Origin of the sequence: Halalkalibacter sp. APA_J-10(15) (genome assembly GCF_023017105.1) — a bacterium.
GTDB lineage: Bacteria > Bacillota > Bacilli > Bacillales > Bacillaceae_D > Halalkalibacter.
In genome coordinates this window covers 69809-90462 of the sequence record NZ_JALKEV010000014.1, presented here as the reverse complement: position 1 = coordinate 90462, position 20654 = coordinate 69809, and the positions used below count along the sequence as shown (strand labels likewise).

Genomic DNA, 20654 nt, shown 5'->3' with positions numbered 1-20654 from the left:
TTCGCATTCTCGGGCTAAACACTTTTGTTTTGTCACAGCCTCTTCATTTATTCAGCGACTCAAGTCAAAGCTTTGAAACTTTATTAACAACTTCTTCTGTTTTTGTAACACCCTTAACAGTACCACCTGTACGGACAAACGTCTCTTCATACGTGTGGCTGATCTTCTCAATTAACGGTTTATTCTCAACTACAGATTGAACAAAAGCATAAGCGTCTTCATCCGTCATCTCTTTATACCAACGTCCATGCGGATATTCAATCACGACGCATTTATCATGACACCTTCCGTTACACAATGTTCTAGAAGTATGAATGATGTTATTTACATCTTGATTTGTTATCTCTCTTCGTATTGCTGACGTTAACGATTCTGCACCAGCTTTATTGCAACTACTTCCATTACAAATTAAAATATGATGCGTCGTTTCTTCCAAATTCCATGTTGCCATTCTCATCCTCCATTCAAATTAATGTTCGTTTCTCTTCTTTTTCATTCCAGTTTCACACGTACATCCTGCTTAATTCACTTTCAATCATCTCCCGGTCTAACCGTTCTCCAATTAAAACAAGAATTGGTTGTTGCTGTCTTACTTTTTTTAAACGCTCAAAAGCAACATCACCATAGGAAAGGTTAAAAAGAAACATACCTGGTGTCTCATGTAATTGAATAAAACCTTTTGCTCGATATAGCTGATCTTTTTGACATAACCAATTTGTAAAAGCCACTCTTTCCACCGCTGAGAGAATTGGTAAGGTTACCGTTCTAATGTGTAGACTGTGATGGATATGGGCGTCAAATTCTGCTTCTTCATTAGTCAAATGACTCTTCTGTTTATCTAGTTCATTAGATGGAAGTTGAATAGAAGCAAAAGAAGTATCATAAACATGCGCATTTTCATTAATATGTTTGATTCCTGCTTCTACTTCTCTTATGGTGCTTGAATCCACTCGGTCAGTATGATTGATAATGACCAAATCAGCAAAGCGTATTTGCTCATTCATCAGCTTTCTCAGTTTGATAGACATTTTTTTCTCAAACCACTGCTTAGCATGAACAGTTGTAATAACAGATTTCAAGTAGGACGTTCCTATAAGCTGGGGATGGGTACACGCATTCATGATTTCTAACGGATGAGCGACTCCTGTTGCTTCAATATAAATCGTATCTAGTTCATATTGTTCTAATAAACCTTTTATTTGCACCGTAAGGTCACCTTGAATGGAACAGCATATACACCCATTTAACATTTCTCTTATAGGGGTTTTTTCAGGAATAGTAGCTGAATCCACACTCACCTTCCCTACTTCATTCATAATCACAGCAATGCGTCTTCCTTTTTGCTGTTCTTCTTTCAATAATCGCTTTAACAATGTACTTTTGCCACTTCCTAAAAATCCCGTTAATATAATGAGTTCCGTTTTATTTTTCAATTATTTCCCACTTCCTTATTGCCGTAATACCTTATTCAAAGCTTGCCAACTCATTAATGCACAGTTATGACGAGCACGTAACTTGTGAACACCTTCTAACGACTCTGCATCTCCTAAATCGAGCTGACTGTTTTGTCTTTCGCCTTTTTTGATCAATGCTTCAAACTCATTCATTAGTGCATAAACTGTATTTAACTTCTCACCTTTAATTAACTCCGTCATCATTGATGAAGATGCCATACTAATACTGCATCCTTCTCCTTCAAAGGCTACATTTTCAACTGTTTCTTGTTCAATTTGAATATAAAGTGTGATGACATCACCACAAGTCGGATTCTTATAATGAATGTGTGTGGCTGTTGAATCTGTGAGCTGTCCGTAATTTCTCTTATATCTCGCATGATCCATTACCACTTTTCGGTAAAGGTCACTAAGCATTTTACCTCTCCTCTCCATAAATCGTAATTATTACGATTTAATAAATAGTTTATAGGATTATTTCGAATTTAGCAAATCGCGGCTTTGCCATCGTTCAAGCTTAACGATGAAAAAAGTGATTGGAGATCGATAATAGCCAAAGTGAATGATCGATTAAACCATTCGTGATCGGCCGAAGAATTGGCTGTTTGCCAATATACCAAAAGGTGCAAAGGCAAGTGCCGTAACCTATAGCACCGTTGAAACAGCGAAGGAAAACGGGCTAAATCTTATCAATATTTGATGTTTCTTTTCGAGGAGCTTCCTAACATGGATACGACTAATGAAAAAACACTCGATCAGTTACTGCCTTGGTTCGAAACTCTACCAGAGCACTGTTAAGTGAAAACGGATAACTAAATTTTAATATAGTCCCCATCTTCGTCATTGGTGGGGACTATTTGATGCTTACGATTATCATTTCACAAAAAAAAGCTCATTATTACTAGTAAGTCATACTAGTAAAGAATGAGCTCTCTTGACCTTTATAGTCTATATTCCCTTTCTTCTAATTTAGATGCAGCAAGATAAACGAGTTGTTTAATCTCATTCATATTTTCCATTAATTCCGACGCTGTTTGCGGTTTAGCAAAGAAATACCCTTGAATAGTTGCTTCTAGATGAATCGGAATTTGATTAAGTTGTTCAATTGACTCAATTCCTTCAACAACAATTTGAATATTTAACAGCTCACATAAATGAAATACCGCTTTAATGATCGCTAGCTTTTTATCTGGTATTGGAATCTCATTCACAAACACTTTATCTAACTTGATTGTGTCTACAGGGAATCGTTCAATATATGAAAGTGAGGAATAACCAACTCCAAAGTCATCAATGGCTAATGTAATACCAGCTTCCCTTAATGCATGAACCTTCTGCATCGTCTCTGTTGAGACTTCAACAAGTATACGTTCTGTCACTTCAAAAGTTAAACGTTTTCCGCTTATGTTAAATGTATTGAGGTGAGTAAAAACGCGCGAGACGAAATCATCTGCCTTTAATTGTTCATATGATAGATTAATCGAAACTTTCGGCATTACAAATCCTTCTTGATCCCACTGCCATAACTGCTTACATACTTGCTCTATAATCCAGTCACCTAATACTCGGATAAATCCATTTTCCTCAGCAATTGGAATAAATTGATCAGGTGGAATGAATCCCTTTTTTGAATGGTTCCAACGTATAAGTGCTTCCACTGACATTACTTCACGAGTATGGACATTCACTAATGGTTGATAGTATAAAATAAGCTCTTCTTTTCCAATAGCTTGATAAAGTTCTGTTTCAATCATAATCTCTTCATAAGAGCTTTTCATTTGGTCATGATAAAATACCAACATATTAGCACCTTGTCTTTTCGCATATGCTAATGTCGTTTCACAACGTTTGAATAGTTCTTCTACAGTTAGTGATTCTCCTTTGTATTGAACCGCCCCTATATTACAATTCATATGTAATGTTTGTGTTCGGACAACTGATGTATCTATAAAAAAGCCGATGACTTTATTTAAATAGCTTCTGGCCGTTACTTCATCATCCGATTCAATGACAAGATAAAATTCATCTCCACTTGAACGAAACACTCGAATACTTTCATTTTCTAAATTTAATAAATATGTAGATAATTGAACAAGAAATTCATCACCAATTTGATGACCATACGACTCATTAATTCGACTCAACTTCAAGCAATCTAAGAGCGCAATATAAAACGAAACTTCTTGTTTCGTTAACTCTCTCAAGTAATTTTGTAATTTCTTACGATTTGGTAATTTCGTTAACGAATCCGTGGAAGTCAACTGTTCAACATAATCCTTTAACTCCATTTCTTCCGTAACATTTTGTAATGAAATCACTATTCCTTGAATCGTATTTTCGATTTGCATGGCACTTAGATGAATACGATAAATATGATTTCTCCCATTGTTTCTTTTTGTAAAAAGCATGTCCCTGTGAGTTAACAGACCTGAAAACATGTGGTCTATTATTTCTTTTACCTGCTTCCTTTCCTCTTGTGTCATCTCAGCTGTCAAGTCACACAACGTTGCCAATTCAGATTGAAAGAATAGCTGTGAAGCAGATGTTTGATAGGTGATCGTATAGTCATGGTTGATAATACACATAAAATCAGATGTTTGTTTTGCCAAAAGCTCCTGAGCTCGCTCTCGTTTCAACGTATTTTGCATATTATTAAAGTATGCCATCCCCATTCCTATCACACTTGCCACTGATTCCATTAAACGGTAATCAAACGTAGTAGGTTTAGTTATAGTAGAATGATACGCGACAAACGTCCCGATAACTTCTCCACTAGGCAATAAGATAGGCGTAGACCAACATGATTTAATGTTACATTCCAATGCAATTGCCTTAAAATTTTCCCAGTTCGAACACTGTTCAATATTTTCACAAATGACTGTTTTCTTATCAAGAATCGCCGGACCACATGTCCCTATAGTTCTCCCAATTTTAATTCCATCTACCATTTGTACGAATAAACTTGGAATCGATTGTCCTGCTGCAAAGCTTAAAGATTTATTCCTTTGATCATAGATCATAATGGAATACTTACAGTCTGATTTCTGCTCTAATATTGTAATAACATTTCGGAGTGCTTCATTTAACTCCGTTGATTGTAAGAAGCGTTGAAGAATACAAGATTGATATTCGAATAGCTGTTGAGATTGGAGAAGAGATGTCATATCTTTCATAACGATGAAAAACGCTACATTGTCATGGCCATCAATTGGAATAATGTTAATGTCGACCTTTTTTTCCTCATGATTTAAAGAAATAGTCATCTGTTTAAAATATTGCGAAGATGTTTGCTGCTGTTGAATACATTCAATAATTGATTGCTTTTCCTCGTCACGATTGAAAAATTCAAACAAATTAATTTTTTTATTTTTTGGTAACTGTAAAAATACTTCAGCCTGCTTATTTGCAGAAGTAATAAGCCCTTCTTGATTAATCATACAAATTGTATCGAAATTCCCATCATTCAGCCTTCGATATGTTCTTTCAGATTGCGATAACAATTGTTGATGCTTTGTAATCGATTGAATTTTACCTTCTAATTGATTCAAATCCTTGTACGTGGTGACATACAGAATATAACTTGTAATCGATATAAAAATAATTCCCTTGGTTGTTTGAAACAGCTGAATAAATTCAGTTGAATTCGTTAATCTCATAACGGCTATATCAGAAAAATATATCCACAAAAACGAAATGATAAAAAAAGTTCCACTTAATTTCAAGGCAGATTTTCTAGAAGATCCCATTGTTCGCCTCCCTTTTCTTATTCATTCTCAACACACCAACGACTATACATTCATACGTATTAGTCAAATAAACCTATATTTTTACTATATTCTACCTTAATCTTGTGTTTTTTAATAGGTAAAAAGAGTTAAAATCAAAAATTATAATGAAAAATGATAAGATAAAATTAAAAACATAAGACCACTGAAAAGACATCTTATCTTCTCAGTGGTCTTACGATCAAACGATTAAACTGTAATTAAACGCGTTATCATTAACCAATTGTTATGACAGCTACTGCCATATTCGGTAACGTAACCGTTAATTGTTCACCTTCCACTTCATAACCATCAAACGCTACTGGTTTCACATTCTCAGGGTTATCAAATGTATTATGTGCATTACGTTCTTCGGCAGTTAGGACACGCCCTGCGATATTTTCAACATTTGAAATCCCTCGCAATTCAACTGTAACCTTAGATTCTTCACTTGGATTAAGGTTACATAAGCTAAGATGAATCCTTCCATCAGCGTCCTTTGAAGCTGTTGCACTGACTGATGGTAAATTCTCATCATTTAGTTGATACGTATCGGTTTCAATAGATAAATCTAATTTTTCAGCATCTTGATGAACTTTGTACATTTCAAACACATGATAAGTTGGAGTTAAGATCATCTTTTCCCCTTCAGTTAATACCATTGCTTGAAGTACATTAACAGTTTGAGCAATGTTAGCCATTTGAACTCGGTCACTATGTTCGTGGAAAATATTAAAATGTAACCCCGCAACTAATGCATCGCGAATCGTATTTTGCTGATATAAGAATCCAGGATTTGTACCTGGCTCAACATCAAACCATGTTCCCCACTCATCAATAATCATTCCAATTCGCTTATCTGGATCATACTTGTCCATAATCGTCGAGTGTTTAGAAATCAGCTCATCCATATGAAGAGCCTTCTTCATCGTAATAAACCATTCTTCTTCACGCGCATCTAGTGCTGAGCCTTTATTCCAAAAGCCGTGAGGATGAACATAATAATGTAGACTTAATCCATCCATTAAATGAGCCGCTTCACGCATGAGTACCTCCGTCCAACGGTAATCATCAACGTTAGCACCACCAGCAATTTTATAAATTTTGTTATCACCGTAATTACGTACATACGTCTGAAATTGACGATATAAATCAGCATAAAACTCAGGGCGCATGTTTCCACCACAACCCCAGTTTTCATTACCTACTCCGAAATATGTTAATGACCACGGCTCTTTACGACCATTTTCGTTTCTCCAGTTCGCCATCGGTGATTCGCCATCAAAGGTCATATATTCAACCCATTCTGACATTTCTTGAACTGTTCCACTACCAACGTTTCCACAAATGTAAGGCTCTGCTCCTAACATATCACATAACATCATAAATTCATGTGTACCAAAATGGTTATTTTCAACGACTCCGCCCCAGTGCGTATTAACCATTCTCTTTCGATCTTCTCTAGGGCCTACTCCGTCCTTCCAATGATATTCATCGGCAAAACATCCTCCTGGCCAACGTAGAACTGGAATGTTAATGTTTTTTAACGCTTCTACCACATCATTTCTAATTCCATTTGTATTCTCGATATGAGAATCCTCGCCGACCCAAAAACCCTCATAAATACATCTACCGAGGTGCTCAGCAAAGTGTCCATAAATATTTTTATTAATCTTTCCCTTTGAAACATCTGTGTTAATAATGACTTTGTTTGTCATCATGTCTCCCTCCATCCTGTTTGTTAAATCTTCTTTTGTACGTACAATATCAATCACATTTATATATAGCTTACTATACTAATGGGTTTTCGTATGAGCTAATTTAATCGCTTTATTCTTTGCTAAATACATAACAAATGCAATTGAATACAATGCAAAGCCAATGATATCCGTCATCGTAAGCATGATAGCAGCCCAGACACCTATCCAAATTAATACTTTATATTGAATCTCGTCATCTTGTAATTTAACAGCAATTAAGAAATTCACAATTGCACCAACAAAGATAAATAGAGAATAGATTAGGATCACTTGTAGAACATTATTCACCATTTGTGAACCTGCAATCATCGTATTCATATCTGTCTCTTCTAGTTTGAGGGCTCCTTCTCGTTGAAACCATGTATAATATTGAAACATCGTAACGAGCGCAATCACAAGGTTCCATGCTGCACCAATGATGATAAAGGTTCGTTCCAGCTTTCTACTTACTTTCACACTAGCACCCATTGTTAATCAGTCCTTTGCAATCGAATTCAGTTGAAGAGTACTATGCATTCCAATGATTGTAAAGGCTTTTATCCTTTCAAACCTGCATTTAATTTAATCGCTTGAACAAAATATTTCTGAGCAAAGAAGAACAATAATAGCGTCGGAATAATCGCTAAGATTGCTGATCCCATTAGTTGTCCAATCATCCGGTAGTTACCATATACATCTTGAAGCAATAATAAACCTGCCGTTACTGGCATCTTCTGAACATCCGTATACACGATAACTGGCCATAAGAAATCATTCCATGATCCTACAAACGAGAACAAACCACAGACAATTAGTATTGGTTTAATTAATGGCACGATAATACTAATAAAAATCCTAAAATCACTTGCACCATCAACTCGTGCAGATTCATCTAACTCTTTAGGAATTCCCTTCATAAACTGCCTCACTAAGAATATGTTAGCCATTCCAGCTACCCCTGGTACGATCATCGCCCACGGTGTGTTAACCCAACCTAATATGTCAATGATCATATAAGATGGGATAATATTGACGACATTCGGAAAAAAGGAAATGGCTAGCAATGTAAAGAACAACACATCTCGTCCTTTAAAATTCATACGCGTATAACCATATCCTGTAATCGCAATGACAATAACAACTAGCAGCGTATGTGTTGTCGCAATAAAAATGGAATTCCATATCCATTGGAGAATAGGTGCAGTAGACGTGTTTTCTAAAATCGCCACATAGTTATCAACGATCCAGTTTACTGGTAACAACCGGAATCCCGCACTAACAACTTCCGTCTGAGAACGAAAGGAAGTCGTAATCCCATATAATACAGGTATGACCCAAATCGCACTCACGATAATCAAAAAGAGATACGATAAATACTTTGACACTTTTATATTTTCAAACATTTGGTTATCCCTACCTTTCTTCATCAATTAAAATTCTACACGACACTTAGGAAGTGGAATGGCGATTCATTAAATAATATTGAATTGCAGAGATAACTAAAATAACTAATCCAAGTAATACAGCCATTGCCGAAGCCATACCCGCAATCGATTCACCATGACTAAATGCCAAATCACGAATATACATCATTAATACGGTCGTACTTTGTCTCGGACCACCTTCTGTCATCATTAACGGTTGAGCAAAGACATTGAAAGCACCCGCCGTTGTCATAATAAGTGTATAAATTAACGGAAACTGAATAGACGGTAACGTAATACTAAAAAACTTACGGACAGGCCCTGCACCATCAATTTCTGCTGACTCATATAATTCCTCAGATACACTACTAATCGAAGCACGATAAATGATCATATTACCTCCAATACCAGCCCATACGGTAATAACAACAATCGTAATCCAAGCGTATGGTTGAGTGGCAGCCCAAACGACATCAGATCCAAACAAATTATTAACAATCCCTAATTGCCGATTGAAAATAAGGGACCAAATAAGAGCTGCAGCAGATATGGAAATAAGACCTGGAATAAAGATAAGTGTCTGAAAGAGATTTTTCATTTTCACTTCTTTATGTTCCAATGAAGCGGCAATTAATAATGGTATAATAATCATAAATGGAACGCTAAAGAAGACAAAAATAAACGTATTCTTCATCCCATTAAAGAATTGACGGTAAAAGGTCGATTCCTCATTAAGGAGAATCGTACGATAGTTATCTAAACCAACCCACACTGGGTCAGATACCATGTTCCATCTTGTAAAAGACGCATAAATACCGTAAACCGACGGTATTAAAATAAAGACGATAAATAAAATGAGATGGGGGCCAATAAAGGCAAGCGGAGCCCAATTTATCTTTTTCTTCACCGTTATACAACCTCCTTTGTTTAAAAGTAATGTGCCATTCAAAAGAAATGGCACATTACTTACGTACATCTATTCCTCTTCTGCTTCCTCAAGCTCTTCAATTACATTTTCTAGATCTAACGTTCCCTGTTCTACTCGGTCAACAACAAAGGATTGCATTTCCGCTAACCCTTGATCAATGTCCATCTCTCCATGAACAAGATCAGCGACATACGTATCAATTGCTTCTGCTACATACGGATAATGCTCATACGTATAAATGTGAAGACCTTCCGTTTGTTGCTCAGTCGAAGTAAAGAATGACTGCATATAGTTGTCATATTCTGGACTTTCAATCACATCGACACTGGCAACAATTTGACCAGCTTCAGCCCATTCAATTGAATTCTCACGAACAAACTCTAAGAAATCAGCAATAACTTCTACTTTTTCATCAGTGCGATCTTCACTTCTCAGCATCGAGAATAAGTGTGAAGAAGCACGATTATGGAACACATCTGGCTCAAATGAGTATACGTTCGTCACACCAAAGTTTAAATCTTCCACCATACCGTGTCCAAGTGAGCTCCACGTACCATCCGTTGAGAAGATGACATCTCCTGCTTGGAATGATAAATAACCATCTTCACCATACGGTGTCATTAACCCAGCATCTGCTAGTTGTTTAATCGCTTCAATCGCTTCTCTCATTTCAGGAGTGTTAACAGCAGGATCTCCATTTTCATCCTCAACGTCTCCACCAAGGTTCTGGATTTGCGCTAACACAACCCAACCTAACAACGCATCATTTAATACATACTGTCCTTCATCCATTTGACCTTGAAGTTCAAGCATTTCATCAAAGGTCACAACATCATCGTCAAGCCAATGCTCAACGCCATATTTTTCTAATAGGTCTTGATTGTAGTACATCGCGCTACTATGAATATCCAATGGAATCGTATAAACAGTTCCATCAACAACCCCAGAGTTCCATGCTTCTTCAATATAATTCTCTTCTTTTAATTCAGGTTGCTGGGCCATCACTTCATCCATTGTTTCTAATAAGTCTTGATTCACAAAGTTCGGAACACGATCGGCATGAATCAACGTTAAATCAGGAATACCACTTCCAGAGTTCAATACGGTGTAAAGGTTCGTATATAGATCCGAGGTGACGACGTGATTCACTTCAAATTCTGGCTCTGTTTCATTAAAGGCTTGAACGAGAGCGTCCATGTTAGCTCCGTCTTCACCAGTTAACGGCGTCCAGAACTCAACCTGATTCTGATTCCCGCCACAACCTACTAATACAACGACAAGCAAAGAAAGCCCTAATAAAAATTTCATTGGATTTTTCATGTTTCTTCCCCCTTATTAAATGTCTCGTTTTAACTCGCTCAGTCGATAATATAGATGGCGTAACTCCAACTAAGTAGAATAATAGTTGGTATCGTTTACATTTTGAATAAAGGTAATTGTCAAGCCTCTTCTTTATCGAAAAAGTACAAATGAATAGCCTTCCAATATGTACGAACATGTAAAGTATTGAAAACGCTTAATAAAAAATTTGTACTTATGAGCTGTTGTTAGTAATTATATATAACTCTATTATGTTTAGCAATACTTTTTTCACTATTTTTATTAATAATTAATATTTTGATTATAGTTAATATTTTCATTTATAATAAACTATTATAGTAACTAATTAAACTTCCGTCTAATTTGGTCATTTCAAAGTAATCATAACTACTTTTTCGTTTATTATACTAGGATTTCAACCAATTCACACTAAAAATATAAAAAAAACTATAAAAAACAATCAAAAATTTTTTATCTTTTATTTAACTTTATTGTTTATGATACCCATCATTAATTTAATGAATTTATTAGTCATTAAATCATACAACCTCAATCCGAAACTAAAAAAGTATTACAAAGGAAGGTTGCTAACCCTTTGTAATACCGCCACTATACTATGAAGCCGTATCGATTTTTTCCTGTTTCCCATGTTTGACTAAAGCTTTTTTCTCCCACTTTCTTGAACGCCACCTTGCCCATAATGCAAGCCCACGAACCCATTCATCAGCGATAAAAGCAACCCAAATCCCTATTAGTCCCCAGCCAAAATGAATACCTAGCATGTAATAAAGAGGAACACTGAACATCCAGATAACGAGTACGGACACGATCATTAAGTAACGAGCATCCCCAGACGCTTGCAAAGTAGCGCCATATACTAGATTCAAACAACGCCCCGGTTCTAATAAGAAGCCCATTAATAGTAAAACTGCTCCCATTTGAATAATTTCGGGATCTGAGGAGAAAAGACTAAGTAAAGGTTCACGAACAAGGACAATAAGTACTGTCATCGCTAAAGCAAGAACCATGCTCCATCGTGTATTTCGAATACCTTGACGATACGCCTCTTCCATTTTCCCTGCACCAATTAGTCGTCCAGTTAATATTTGTGACCCTCTACCGAGAGAAATCCCCAACACCATGACAAAAAACAGAACATTTAACGTATAAATTCTCGTAGCTAGCATTTGAGTACCAAGTAACGTAATAAATGCAGTTGTCACTATTTGACTGCTAGAATATGAAATGATTGTCATTGATGAAGGAATTCCAATGCTTAATACTTTTTTTAATCGTTCTTTCTGAATATGAATGAAATCATTCCAAGTTAAGCGAAGATTGACTCGATAATATAAAACTAATGCAAATGCAATAAGAGCAAGAAATTGACTAGTTGCTGTTGAAATCGCAACTCCGAGAACCCCCCATTGTGGAAAACCAAACGCTCCATAAATAAACAAATAATTCCCAAAAATATTCATGATGTTCATTCCACCACTTACATACATCGTTTCCTTTGTAAAACCGTGAGTTTGGATCACAACAGACATCGTAACAATCATCGCTTGAAAAACAAGCGCTCCACCAACAATCATTAAAAATAATTGCGCTTGAGAAAACAACTCTTTATCTAATTGAAAAATACTAAGTAACGGAGAACTACATATAATAAGAACGGTAGCTACAAGTAACCCAAATAAAAAATTAATAAGAATACCATTACCTGTGTACTTTCTAATTTCTCCATATTTTTTTGCTCCGATATACTGAGCAATAACGACTGAAGTGCCAGTAGCAATAAATTGAAACAAAAAGAACATAAACATAATAATCTGATTCGCCACTCCAACTGCAGCTACCGCTTCATCAGATACTTGACTTAACATAAATGTATCTGCAGTACGTAACGAAAAATGAAGCAATGATTCAATAAATATCGGCCATGTAACTGCAATTAACGATACTTGTTTCACATTTGCATTCGACATAAACGCTCCTTCTCCAAGATGAAAATATTCGCTAAACAATAAAATCATTAACAAGGTTCATTCATTTTACTAAATATCGAACGATAACAAAAGCATAAATATTTCGAAACTAGAAATTTATGTTCGACAATAATTAGTAAACATATAGCCACAACCAATGAAGACATTCACTGAGACAGAAGGATTGACTGGCTTTGAAGAACGTATTTCCCATGTGATATACAAGTCAGATCGAATCCGATCATTTAGACTGCATCGTTGGAAGAATAGGTGAAGGTCGGTCAAAAATAACAGGGCATTTAAATGAAGTTGGTTTTATCGTTAGCGGCATTACGAAAAATGGGCTTTCTTCGCTTTCGTCCATTAGGAGGATGGTGGGGCATGTTCTTCTTTCACAATGCGTTAAAGTATTATCAAAACAAAAAGACATTTCTGGTGTTATCAAACTCAAAACGTTATATTCATGGTCATGTTTCCATTGTTCATTATGACAACTTAGACCATGCTGTTCATTTATTATGAGAGGACATTAGACAGCTTGTTGAGCACACGATCCAAACGATAGTTAGTTTATCTTAATGTCACTGGTGTAGCGACATGTTTTAAGCCCGTCTATGAGAAAAACGTCTCATAGACGGGCGAGCGGCCACCTTTTTTAATAAATTGACGATCATTCCCATGATTCAGCCAACTACAATCCCTAATACTAAAACATTATGACCCACTTTATTATATATATCCGCTTCGTCACATACCAAGAGCACGCACAATAAACTAGAGTCCTACTTCAAGTCTTAAATACAGCCTGAACCCCTAACACATGTTCATAAAAGGACCACACATTTTAGATATTTCTAAATAAGTGTGGATCCTTATTTAATTCTTGTTCGATTTATAGCACCCGACCATTGAAGAATACAAGATATATTCTCCTGTTCCCCGTCCTAAAATACCATTTATGACGAAAAACAGACTTATCACTACACTAAAATTAATGAATAATAACTCAATCTCTTTCCTTTGCTCTTTGTGCATCTCTAATATTCTTTTGAACCGTTACAGCAGCAAATAAACTAAGAACAAATGACATAGCGTAAAAACCCTTTTCACTCAAAATAATACTCCCTGCATTATACAAGCCGATAGCCATTAGGGAAACAGCTACAACAAGTGCAAACCAACTAATACCATAATAAATACCAGTTACTGGTATCCCCTCGTCTTTATCTCTTACTGCTTTTTGTAAAGATACTGCTGAATAAAGTCCAAATATTAAAACGGCAAAGTAATATCCTTTTTCGTTCAATTGCATCGATGCATTAAACAAACCAATTAGATAAGCAGTAACGCCTATTAACAACGCTGCCCAAGAAGCCCCTTTGAAAGCTGGAGTCGGTTCTCCCTCTTTCCTTTCTATTTTCAGCTTTAACTCATTTTGTTTTCCTTTAACTAATAAAATTTCATCATCATTAGACATTGAATGTTTCGCCTCCCTCATTTTATCGAATAAAATAGAGCACTTGCAGATACACGGTACCGGCGCTCCTATCTATTTCTATTATATAGAAAATTTTTATAAATCATAGATAATTTTGTTATTAATAACAGATTAAAAATTTTTGTACGCATAACTAATTTTGATGAAGCTAGACGATTTGTGATTGAAATTCTTCAAAAAAGGTCCATTTATTACTTCGTTTACGTTCATCTTATCCACTACTTTCTTATTCTCAACAGTTTAATAAAGGAATATTGAAAATAGTACCCCTTTTTCCCTTGAATAAATTTCATTAATATTCGTGATCCTATGACTAGTACATAAATGGCACTGAAAAAGTTAAGTTACATTTTTTCAGAGGTCTCACATACAAGGAGGTTCCTAAATGGAGCAGACTAACCTGCAATTAATGAAAACACTTACCGAAACAGAAGGATTGCCTGGCTTTGAAGAACGTATTTTCCATGTGATGAAAACCGAAATTGCCTCTCATACGAGTCAGATCGAATCCGATCACTTAGGCAGCATCGTTGGAAGAATAGGTGAAGGTCGGTCAAAAATATTGTTAGCAGGGCATTTAGATGAAGTTGGCTTTATCGTTAGCGGCATTACGAAAAATGGCTTTCTTCGCTTTCGTCCATTAGGAGGATGGTGGGGGCATGTTCTTCTTTCACAACGTGTTAAAGTATTATCAAAACAAAAAGATATTACTGGTGTTATCGGCTCAAAGGCTCCTCATGTACTCACTTCTGAGGAGAGAAAAAAGGTTCTTACTCTTGATAAAATGTTTATTGATATCGGGGCAAGCTCTCGCGAAGAAGTAGAATCATATGGAGTTGCTATCGGTGACCCAATTGCAACCATTTGCCCATTCGAGTCACTATCTAATGAAAAAATGCTATTAAGTCGAACGTGGGATAATCGAGCAGGTTGCTACATCGCTTTAAAGGTTTTAGAAAGGTTAAAGCAGGAAAAGCTTCCAAACACACTTTATTCAGGTGCAACCGTTCAAGAAGAAGTTGGTTTACGTGGAGCAGAGACGTTAGCCAATATGATTCAGCCTCAAATAGCGTTTGCGACAGATGTAGGTGTTGCAGGTGATATACCAGGGATGAATAAGGAAGAAACGAGCTTAGAGCTAGGTAAAGGTCCTGTTCTCTGCTTCATGGACCGATCAATGATTCCTCACCGTAAGCTTCGGGATTTTGTTGTAAATATCGCAAAAGAGCATTCAATTCCTTATCAAATTGACATTATGACCGGCGGGGGAACGGATGCTGGTAAATTCCATTTAAACCATCATGGTGTACCAACGTTAGTCGTCAGTGTGGCCTCACGTTATATTCATAGCCATGTTTCCATTGTTCATTATGACGACTTAGAACATGCTGTCACCTTATTATGCGAGGTCATTAAACAGCTTGATGATAAGACAATTCAGTCGATTATCGGTTTATCCTAACATCAATCTGGAGGAAGTTCTACTTTATAGGTTCCTTCCTCCAACTAATCTGTTGAAAGCAGGTTTTTTTCGAACATTCTCTTCACCATTGAAAGAAAAATTTTAATGACATCGTAATCGTCGTATAGGCAACAACACCGATAGCAAATGTAATAAAGTGTGACTCTTCATCAGGAGGTAGCTCATATTTTAGAACATTCAAAATCATAGCTCCAGAAATAAAAGCAAAAATAATCGATTCCGTCAATGGAGATAATGGAACGGTCATCCCCATCACCCAGCCTGCTACAATTCCTAACGCTAACACATAACGGCCCATTTTATTATAAATATCTGCATATTCTCGCCACATATCATGAGCAACCGCAACAAAGTGAAGACCTACCGCTAAGCCATAAAATACAGCCTGAATTCCCAATACATCATGTGAAATAATCGTATAAGCAACGAGCATATTATAGAAGCCAAAAAAGAGAATTTGTAACCAAAATAGCGTACGCACCTTTTTAGTTTCATCCTCCCTTTCTGCATTTCTAACGACTTTCTGTATTCCATAAAAGATCAGAACACCTAAAAGCCCAATAAAATACAGCTCAGATTCCATACTAAAGTAATCTCCATACTGTTTTACGTGCAATTGCTCTTTATGTAAGGTCGGTAGTACGTAAACAAATACATAGGAAACAGCTAGACCACCTGAAAAAGAAAACCATTTCAAGCGATGGATCCGCTTAGATGGAATTAATTCATTTGCAAACAAATGAATGATAATAAAAACGAGTCCCATAATAAAAGCATCAATTGACATACGCTGTCTCCTTCATTTTAAATCCTTTCTCTAGCATCCTTCCATCATTTGAAATCTATGTCAATTACTAATAACTTCTTTCACTCTTCCTACAATACCACTTTCAAGCATCACTTTTATACCATGAGGATGAGTTGCTGATTTTGTTAAAACTTTGGCAACAATCCCTTCTGTTAGCTGGCCTGTACGTTGGTCTTGCTTTTGAACGACCCTTACTTTTAAACCTTGTTTGATTTGCATTTTGTTCTCTCCTTTTTCAATGATAGCGTAACATAATGAACAGTTTATAAGCTATTTGCCCTATATCAACGAAAAACAAATAAGATATGAAACGCTCCAAATACTACAGACAGAAGCGAAATGGCAAATATGAATCGATACAAATTCTTTTTATTAGCATCTTTATTTTCTATGTGCACCTGGCTAATCCATAAAAACAAGGTAACACTCAGTAAAAATGGAACTATTTCTTCTTTTTTTGTAAAGCTTGTCCAAATAACTAAACAAGTAGAGATAACCATCATAATGAATAGAGTTAATTTTAAGTAAGACTTAAGGCTCTCTCGCCAAACCGTTTCCATTTCGTTCGACTCCCTTTAACTTTGGCTAATTATGCACAATGACGTTTTCTTTTTCCACTTTATTTTAGCATACAGATAGAAAAACCCCCAAAAGAGTTATACACCTTTTAGGAGTTATTTAGTCCTATCATTTGTCTTTTCGAAAATCGATACTGTACCTTCTTCTACTTTCTTGATTCTTTCCTCTTGTTCTAAAAATAAACAAAACGTATTGACAGCCTTCGTAGGTTCGGCCTGGATTTGATCTAAATATTGCTCCCTTGATTGATCAGGAATTCTCGTACTTTTCGTAATTCGATCAGTCATATAATCCACACTCGTTTGAAACATTTGTTTATTCACATGCATTGATTCTTTAAATAATGCTAATCCAAATGCACCAGATAAAGCAGCAATGACCACGATCAGCATCATTTCTTGACTAATCCCAATTTGAAACAATATAATGCCTAAATTCATCATCGAAAATGTGATAAGTGGAATCGATATAAAGGTATATATGGTGCTTTTTTTCATAAATGGTTTGAGTTTCGATTGAATTTTTGCGAGTTCTTTTGCTATATATGGTGATTGCTTTTGATTTGCTTTAAAAGACATCATCTCATACACCTCTTTACTCGTTTCTTTATCTTCTTCCTCTAAAAATAAGGATAAACTTAATTAATTGTAAAATAGCCATTAACGTACTTGCGACATAAGTTAAGGCAGCTGCATTTAAGACATTGCTTATCCCTTTTTCTTCTTGATTCGCGATTAAACCGAGATCAACTAGTTTCTTTCTAGCTCTATTACTTGCATCAAATTCGACTGGCAAAGTGACCACCTGAAATAGAACAGCTGCAGCAAATAAAACAATTCCGACACCAATTAAATTCATCATATCAAGGACAAAACCACCAATGAATAAAAAGGGAGCAACCTGCGAGCCGATATTAGCGACTGGAAACAATCGATGACGGAGTAGTAGCATTCCGTAACGTGTATCATCTTGAATAGCATGACCGACTTCATGAGCTGCTACAGCCAATGAGGAAATTGAATTCCCTGCAAATACTGGATCTGATAATCGGACCGTTTTGGCTGTCGGATCATAGTGATCAGATAATGTCCCATTTCGTGAATGCTCGACCTTCACATGAGATAAGCCTTCTTTATCTAAGATCAAACGTGCCACTTGCGCACCAGTTAAATTAGAAGACGCTCGTACGCGTGACCATTTCTCAAAATTCCCTTTTACTTTCGTTTGTGCCCATAGTGCTAATCCTAAAGCAGCAAAAATCAAAAAATCCATTGGATGAAAAATCATTTAACCCATACTCCTTTTCTAATGAAGCAATAGAAGCATCGGTACATATCAACTTTGAATACTTAACAAAATTGTCCGATCACAAACTTCTGCTTCCATTCCTTTGTCTTGTAATTCCTTAACTATTTGCTTAACTGACTTTGATACAACGTCTTGAATCTTGTGTCCTGTAGAATTCTCTTTGTTCACATTCTTACCAACAAATTCATGTTTCATAAACACTCCACCCTCCAACTGTATCCTTTAATACTATTATAAAAATAATATATGAACTGAGTATGAACAAACAGCAAAGAAATATGTAAAATCATAGAATATAGGGAGTATCCTCTTTTTCACTTTATAATCGAACCATAATAATGGAACCGTTCCCTTCCTCACTCATTACCTCAATTGAGTATTGATGAATAGTGAGTATTCTTTTTACAATCGACAATCCAAGTCCATTTCCTTCAACGGCACTACTTCTCGCTTTATCAACTTTGTAAAAGCGATCAAATAATTGAGGTATTGAATCTTCTGGAATTCCTTTTCCAGTGTCTTTTATCCGAACTACTAAACCTCTCATTTCACGTTCAATTTCAATAGTGACTTGTCCATTTTCAGGAGTATATTTAATCGCATTTGTTAGTAGATTTACCCATACTTGCCCCATCAAATCTTGATCTGCATAAATTTCAGCCTTTTCTAACTCTAATGACACGTAAATACTCTTCTCTTTCCATAAAGGCTCTGTTGCAAGCACAGTTCGTCGTAATTGTTCATCTAAACGATACGTCTCAGGACGATAGGGATGCTGCTCAGAATCAAGAGAAGCGAGTCGTAATAGGTTCTCACTCAAACGAGATAGCCGTTCTGTTTCTTGATAAATAATATCTAAATATTCCTTTTGATGTTGCTTTGGGACAACATCGTCTTTAATCGCTTTCGTGAATCCTCTAATCGACGTAATCGGCGATTGAATCTCATGTGAAACGCTATTAACAAAATCCTCACGCATTTGATCAATTTTCTCTACTTCTGAGGCCATATGGTTAAAGCTTGAAATCAATTCTCCAACTTCATCTTTTTTCTTCGTCTCCATTCGAACTGAGAAATTCCCCTTCGCCATTTCCCTAGCTGCATTCGTTAATTTTTTTACGGGATTCACCAAATAACGAGAAGCAAGTAAAATAAGCCCACTGCCAATCATAAGGACGAGACATAACGTGAAAAAAACCACCTTCTGAAGTGATTCAAATTCCTCTTCATAATTTACAAAAACAAATAAAGCATGCATTTCGTCATCAACAATCGAAACAGGAATTCCAATGATTCTGTAAGCATCCTTATGTTCATACGGTAATATATACGTTTCCCCTTGATTCAGTGATGTTACTTGGTGAACAATTGCCTGAGACACTTCATTGGCAAATGGCGAGTTTTCCCCAATCATTGCTCCTTCTTCACTAACAATTACAGCATTAAAATAGTACGTTTTAATGGTATCCATTAGTTGAGGTAGATCATCTACATCGGTTAGTTCGATAATTTCGGCAACTCCTGAGGACATATTCGAAATTTCCTCATCAAAAATCACCTCATAATGAAAGAAAGATGAAGAAATAAAAAAAGCGCTCGCTAAACTAATCAGAACAACTCCGATAAATATGATAACAATTTGCAAGTATACACTCTTTTTTAACATACTACACCTCCTCAAGACGATATCCTAATCCTCTCACCGTTGTAATCGTCAATTCAGGAAATGCGGTTAATTGCTCACGAAGTCGTTTAATGTGTACATCTACCGTTCGTTCATCTCCCTCATAGTCGTAGCCCCAAATCTTTTCAATGAGCTGAGCTCTCGTAAAGATTTTTCCTGATGAGTGAGCAAGAGTAAATAATAGTTCGCATTCCTTCTTTTTCAAATAAAGAACTTCCTCTTTAGATTGAACAATGAGCTTATCTACGTCAATTGTCGTTGAACCGACTGTCGCTTTACTTGTTGAATTCACATGATACCGTTTTAATAATGCTTGGACTCGTAATAATAATTCAACAGGATCGAATGGCTTCACAACATAATCATCAGTACCAGCTCTAAATCCTTTTACTTTATCCCGCGATTCACTTTTGGCCGTTACCATTAAGATTGGAATATCTAAAAAGGATCGTATATCTTCTGTTAGCTCAATCCCATCTACATACGGCATCATCACATCGACAATGGCTAAATCAATCGGATGCGTCGTTAACATCGTAAGTGCTTCCTTCCCATCAGCTGCCTCAATCACTTGAAAATGACTATTTTCTAAATATAAGCGAATTAATTTTCGAATATGTGCATCATCATCTACGACCAAAATGGTGTTCATTCCACTCACCTAGCTTTCATTATTG

The 20654-nt window shown here is 36.1% G+C and carries 21 protein-coding genes and 1 pseudogene; 3 read left to right on the top strand and 19 right to left on the bottom strand.

Annotated features, from left to right (window positions below; translation table 11 throughout):
* Positions 1-64 precede the first annotated feature (64 nt).
* Genes MW695_RS16230 through sufU form a run of 3 tightly spaced genes read right to left on the bottom strand, consistent with a single transcriptional unit; the run spans position 65 to position 1871 of the window.
* Positions 65-451 (bottom strand): (2Fe-2S) ferredoxin domain-containing protein, encoded by a 387-nt coding sequence (locus tag MW695_RS16230; RefSeq protein ID WP_247106418.1) that lies wholly within the window; start codon positions 449-451, stop codon positions 65-67.
* Positions 452-503: 52 nt separating this feature from the next.
* Positions 504-1433, bottom strand: coding sequence for a CobW family GTP-binding protein (locus MW695_RS16225; RefSeq protein WP_247106417.1), 930 nt, complete (start codon positions 1431-1433; stop codon positions 504-506).
* A gap of 15 nt (positions 1434-1448) precedes the next feature.
* Positions 1449-1871, bottom strand: a complete 423-nt coding sequence (sufU, locus tag MW695_RS16220; RefSeq protein ID WP_247106416.1) for a Fe-S cluster assembly sulfur transfer protein SufU — start codon at positions 1869-1871, stop codon at positions 1449-1451.
* Between the two features lie 119 nt (positions 1872-1990).
* On the opposite strand from sufU, the pseudogene MW695_RS16215 reads away from it, so the two are divergent.
* Positions 1991-2252 (top strand): annotated as a pseudogene (locus tag MW695_RS16215) (transposase domain-containing protein); the annotation flags it as partial.
* Positions 2253-2395: 143 nt separating this feature from the next.
* On the opposite strand, the gene MW695_RS16210 reads toward MW695_RS16215, so the two are convergent.
* The 7 genes from MW695_RS16210 to MW695_RS16180 form a co-directional block, all read right to left on the bottom strand.
* Positions 2396-5200, bottom strand: a complete 2805-nt coding sequence (locus MW695_RS16210) for a GGDEF domain-containing protein (protein WP_247106415.1) — start codon at positions 5198-5200, stop codon at positions 2396-2398.
* A 254-nt stretch (positions 5201-5454) separates the two neighbouring features.
* A complete protein-coding gene (locus tag MW695_RS16205) occupies positions 5455-6936 on the bottom strand; it encodes an alpha-N-arabinofuranosidase (RefSeq protein WP_274169712.1) in 1482 nt (493 codons plus the stop codon).
* Positions 6937-7014: 78 nt separating this feature from the next.
* Positions 7015-7446, bottom strand: a complete 432-nt coding sequence (locus MW695_RS16200) for a hypothetical protein (RefSeq protein ID WP_247106413.1) — start codon at positions 7444-7446, stop codon at positions 7015-7017.
* A 68-nt stretch (positions 7447-7514) separates the two neighbouring features.
* Positions 7515-8384 carry a carbohydrate ABC transporter permease gene (locus MW695_RS16195; RefSeq protein ID WP_483299867.1) on the bottom strand — a complete coding sequence of 290 codons (870 nt, stop codon included), beginning with the start codon at positions 8382-8384 and terminating at the stop codon, positions 7515-7517.
* A 22-nt stretch (positions 8385-8406) separates the two neighbouring features.
* Entirely contained in the window at positions 8407-9288 is an 882-nt protein-coding gene (locus MW695_RS16190) for a carbohydrate ABC transporter permease (protein WP_247106412.1), read from the bottom strand.
* A gap of 69 nt (positions 9289-9357) precedes the next feature.
* Positions 9358-10629, bottom strand: coding sequence for an extracellular solute-binding protein (locus tag MW695_RS16185; RefSeq protein WP_247106410.1), 1272 nt, complete (start codon positions 10627-10629; stop codon positions 9358-9360).
* A 614-nt stretch (positions 10630-11243) separates the two neighbouring features.
* Positions 11244-12617 carry an MATE family efflux transporter gene (locus MW695_RS16180; protein WP_247106409.1) on the bottom strand — a complete coding sequence of 458 codons (1374 nt, stop codon included), beginning with the start codon at positions 12615-12617 and terminating at the stop codon, positions 11244-11246.
* A 230-nt stretch (positions 12618-12847) separates the two neighbouring features.
* On the opposite strand from MW695_RS16180, the gene MW695_RS16175 reads away from it, so the two are divergent.
* Positions 12848-13108, top strand: coding sequence for a hypothetical protein (locus MW695_RS16175; RefSeq protein ID WP_368859661.1), 261 nt, complete (start codon positions 12848-12850; stop codon positions 13106-13108).
* A 515-nt stretch (positions 13109-13623) separates the two neighbouring features.
* Here MW695_RS16175 and yiaA read toward each other — a convergent pair.
* Entirely contained in the window at positions 13624-14094 is a 471-nt protein-coding gene (gene yiaA, locus MW695_RS16170; RefSeq protein WP_247106406.1) for an inner membrane protein YiaA, read from the bottom strand.
* A 406-nt stretch (positions 14095-14500) separates the two neighbouring features.
* Between yiaA and MW695_RS16165 the strand changes: the two genes are divergently transcribed.
* Positions 14501-15577, top strand: a complete 1077-nt coding sequence (locus MW695_RS16165; RefSeq protein ID WP_247106405.1) for a M42 family metallopeptidase — start codon at positions 14501-14503, stop codon at positions 15575-15577.
* Positions 15578-15659: 82 nt separating this feature from the next.
* On the opposite strand, the gene MW695_RS16160 is transcribed toward MW695_RS16165, so the two are convergent.
* The 8 genes from MW695_RS16160 to MW695_RS16125 all read right to left on the bottom strand — a co-directional run bounded on the left by MW695_RS16160 (position 15660) and on the right by MW695_RS16125 (position 20629).
* Positions 15660-16385: a hypothetical protein gene (locus tag MW695_RS16160; RefSeq protein ID WP_247106404.1), complete on the bottom strand. Its 726-nt coding sequence runs from the start codon at positions 16383-16385 to the stop codon at positions 15660-15662.
* A 60-nt stretch (positions 16386-16445) separates the two neighbouring features.
* Complete coding sequence (locus MW695_RS16155; RefSeq protein ID WP_247106403.1) at positions 16446-16625, bottom strand: YwbE family protein; 180 nt, start codon at positions 16623-16625, stop codon at positions 16446-16448.
* A gap of 65 nt (positions 16626-16690) precedes the next feature.
* Complete coding sequence (locus MW695_RS16150; protein WP_247106402.1) at positions 16691-16966, bottom strand: hypothetical protein; 276 nt, start codon at positions 16964-16966, stop codon at positions 16691-16693.
* 114 nt (positions 16967-17080) lie between these two features.
* Complete coding sequence (locus tag MW695_RS16145) at positions 17081-17563, bottom strand: DUF5392 family protein (protein WP_247106401.1); 483 nt, start codon at positions 17561-17563, stop codon at positions 17081-17083.
* A gap of 28 nt (positions 17564-17591) precedes the next feature.
* Positions 17592-18272 carry a zinc metallopeptidase gene (locus MW695_RS16140; protein WP_247106399.1) on the bottom strand — a complete coding sequence of 227 codons (681 nt, stop codon included), beginning with the start codon at positions 18270-18272 and terminating at the stop codon, positions 17592-17594.
* A 48-nt stretch (positions 18273-18320) separates the two neighbouring features.
* Positions 18321-18488 carry a hypothetical protein gene (locus MW695_RS16135; RefSeq protein ID WP_247106397.1) on the bottom strand — a complete coding sequence of 56 codons (168 nt, stop codon included), beginning with the start codon at positions 18486-18488 and terminating at the stop codon, positions 18321-18323.
* Positions 18489-18612: 124 nt separating this feature from the next.
* The gene (locus MW695_RS16130) at positions 18613-19959 is read right to left on the bottom strand and encodes a sensor histidine kinase (RefSeq protein ID WP_247106396.1); all 1347 of its coding nucleotides are present in this window, start codon (positions 19957-19959) and stop codon (positions 18613-18615) included.
* 1 nt (position 19960) lies between these two features.
* Positions 19961-20629 (bottom strand): response regulator transcription factor, encoded by a 669-nt coding sequence (locus tag MW695_RS16125; RefSeq protein ID WP_247106394.1) that lies wholly within the window; start codon positions 20627-20629, stop codon positions 19961-19963.
* Positions 20630-20654 lie beyond the last annotated feature (25 nt).

Excerpts from the sequence above, each read along its gene's own strand:
- MW695_RS16230 (WP_247106418.1), bottom strand. The coding sequence starts at position 451 with ATGGCAACATGGAATTTGGAAGAAACGACGCATCATATTTTAATTTGT.
- sufU (WP_247106416.1), bottom strand. The coding sequence starts at position 1,871 with ATGCTTAGTGACCTTTACCGAAAAGTGGTAATGGATCATGCGAGATAT.
- MW695_RS16210 (WP_247106415.1), bottom strand. The coding sequence starts at position 5,200 with ATGGGATCTTCTAGAAAATCTGCCTTGAAATTAAGTGGAACTTTTTTT.
- MW695_RS16205 (WP_274169712.1), bottom strand. The coding sequence starts at position 6,936 with ATGACAAACAAAGTCATTATTAACACAGATGTTTCAAAGGGAAAGATT.
- MW695_RS16200 (WP_247106413.1), bottom strand. The coding sequence starts at position 7,446 with ATGGGTGCTAGTGTGAAAGTAAGTAGAAAGCTGGAACGAACCTTTATC.
- MW695_RS16195 (WP_483299867.1), bottom strand. The coding sequence starts at position 8,384 with ATGAAGAAAGGTAGGGATAACCAAATGTTTGAAAATATAAAAGTGTCA.
- MW695_RS16185 (WP_247106410.1), bottom strand. The coding sequence starts at position 10,629 with ATGAAAAATCCAATGAAATTTTTATTAGGGCTTTCTTTGCTTGTCGTT.
- MW695_RS16180 (WP_247106409.1), bottom strand. The coding sequence starts at position 12,617 with ATGTCGAATGCAAATGTGAAACAAGTATCGTTAATTGCAGTTACATGG.
- yiaA (WP_247106406.1), bottom strand. The coding sequence starts at position 14,094 with ATGTCTAATGATGATGAAATTTTATTAGTTAAAGGAAAACAAAATGAG.
- MW695_RS16165 (WP_247106405.1), top strand. The coding sequence starts at position 14,501 with ATGGAGCAGACTAACCTGCAATTAATGAAAACACTTACCGAAACAGAA.
- MW695_RS16160 (WP_247106404.1), bottom strand. The coding sequence starts at position 16,385 with ATGTCAATTGATGCTTTTATTATGGGACTCGTTTTTATTATCATTCAT.
- MW695_RS16155 (WP_247106403.1), bottom strand. The coding sequence starts at position 16,625 with ATGCAAATCAAACAAGGTTTAAAAGTAAGGGTCGTTCAAAAGCAAGAC.
- MW695_RS16150 (WP_247106402.1), bottom strand. The coding sequence starts at position 16,966 with ATGGAAACGGTTTGGCGAGAGAGCCTTAAGTCTTACTTAAAATTAACT.
- MW695_RS16145 (WP_247106401.1), bottom strand. The coding sequence starts at position 17,563 with ATGTCTTTTAAAGCAAATCAAAAGCAATCACCATATATAGCAAAAGAA.
- MW695_RS16140 (WP_247106399.1), bottom strand. The coding sequence starts at position 18,272 with ATGATTTTTCATCCAATGGATTTTTTGATTTTTGCTGCTTTAGGATTA.
- MW695_RS16135 (WP_247106397.1), bottom strand. The coding sequence starts at position 18,488 with ATGAAACATGAATTTGTTGGTAAGAATGTGAACAAAGAGAATTCTACA.
- MW695_RS16130 (WP_247106396.1), bottom strand. The coding sequence starts at position 19,959 with ATGTTAAAAAAGAGTGTATACTTGCAAATTGTTATCATATTTATCGGA.
- MW695_RS16125 (WP_247106394.1), bottom strand. The coding sequence starts at position 20,629 with ATGAACACCATTTTGGTCGTAGATGATGATGCACATATTCGAAAATTA.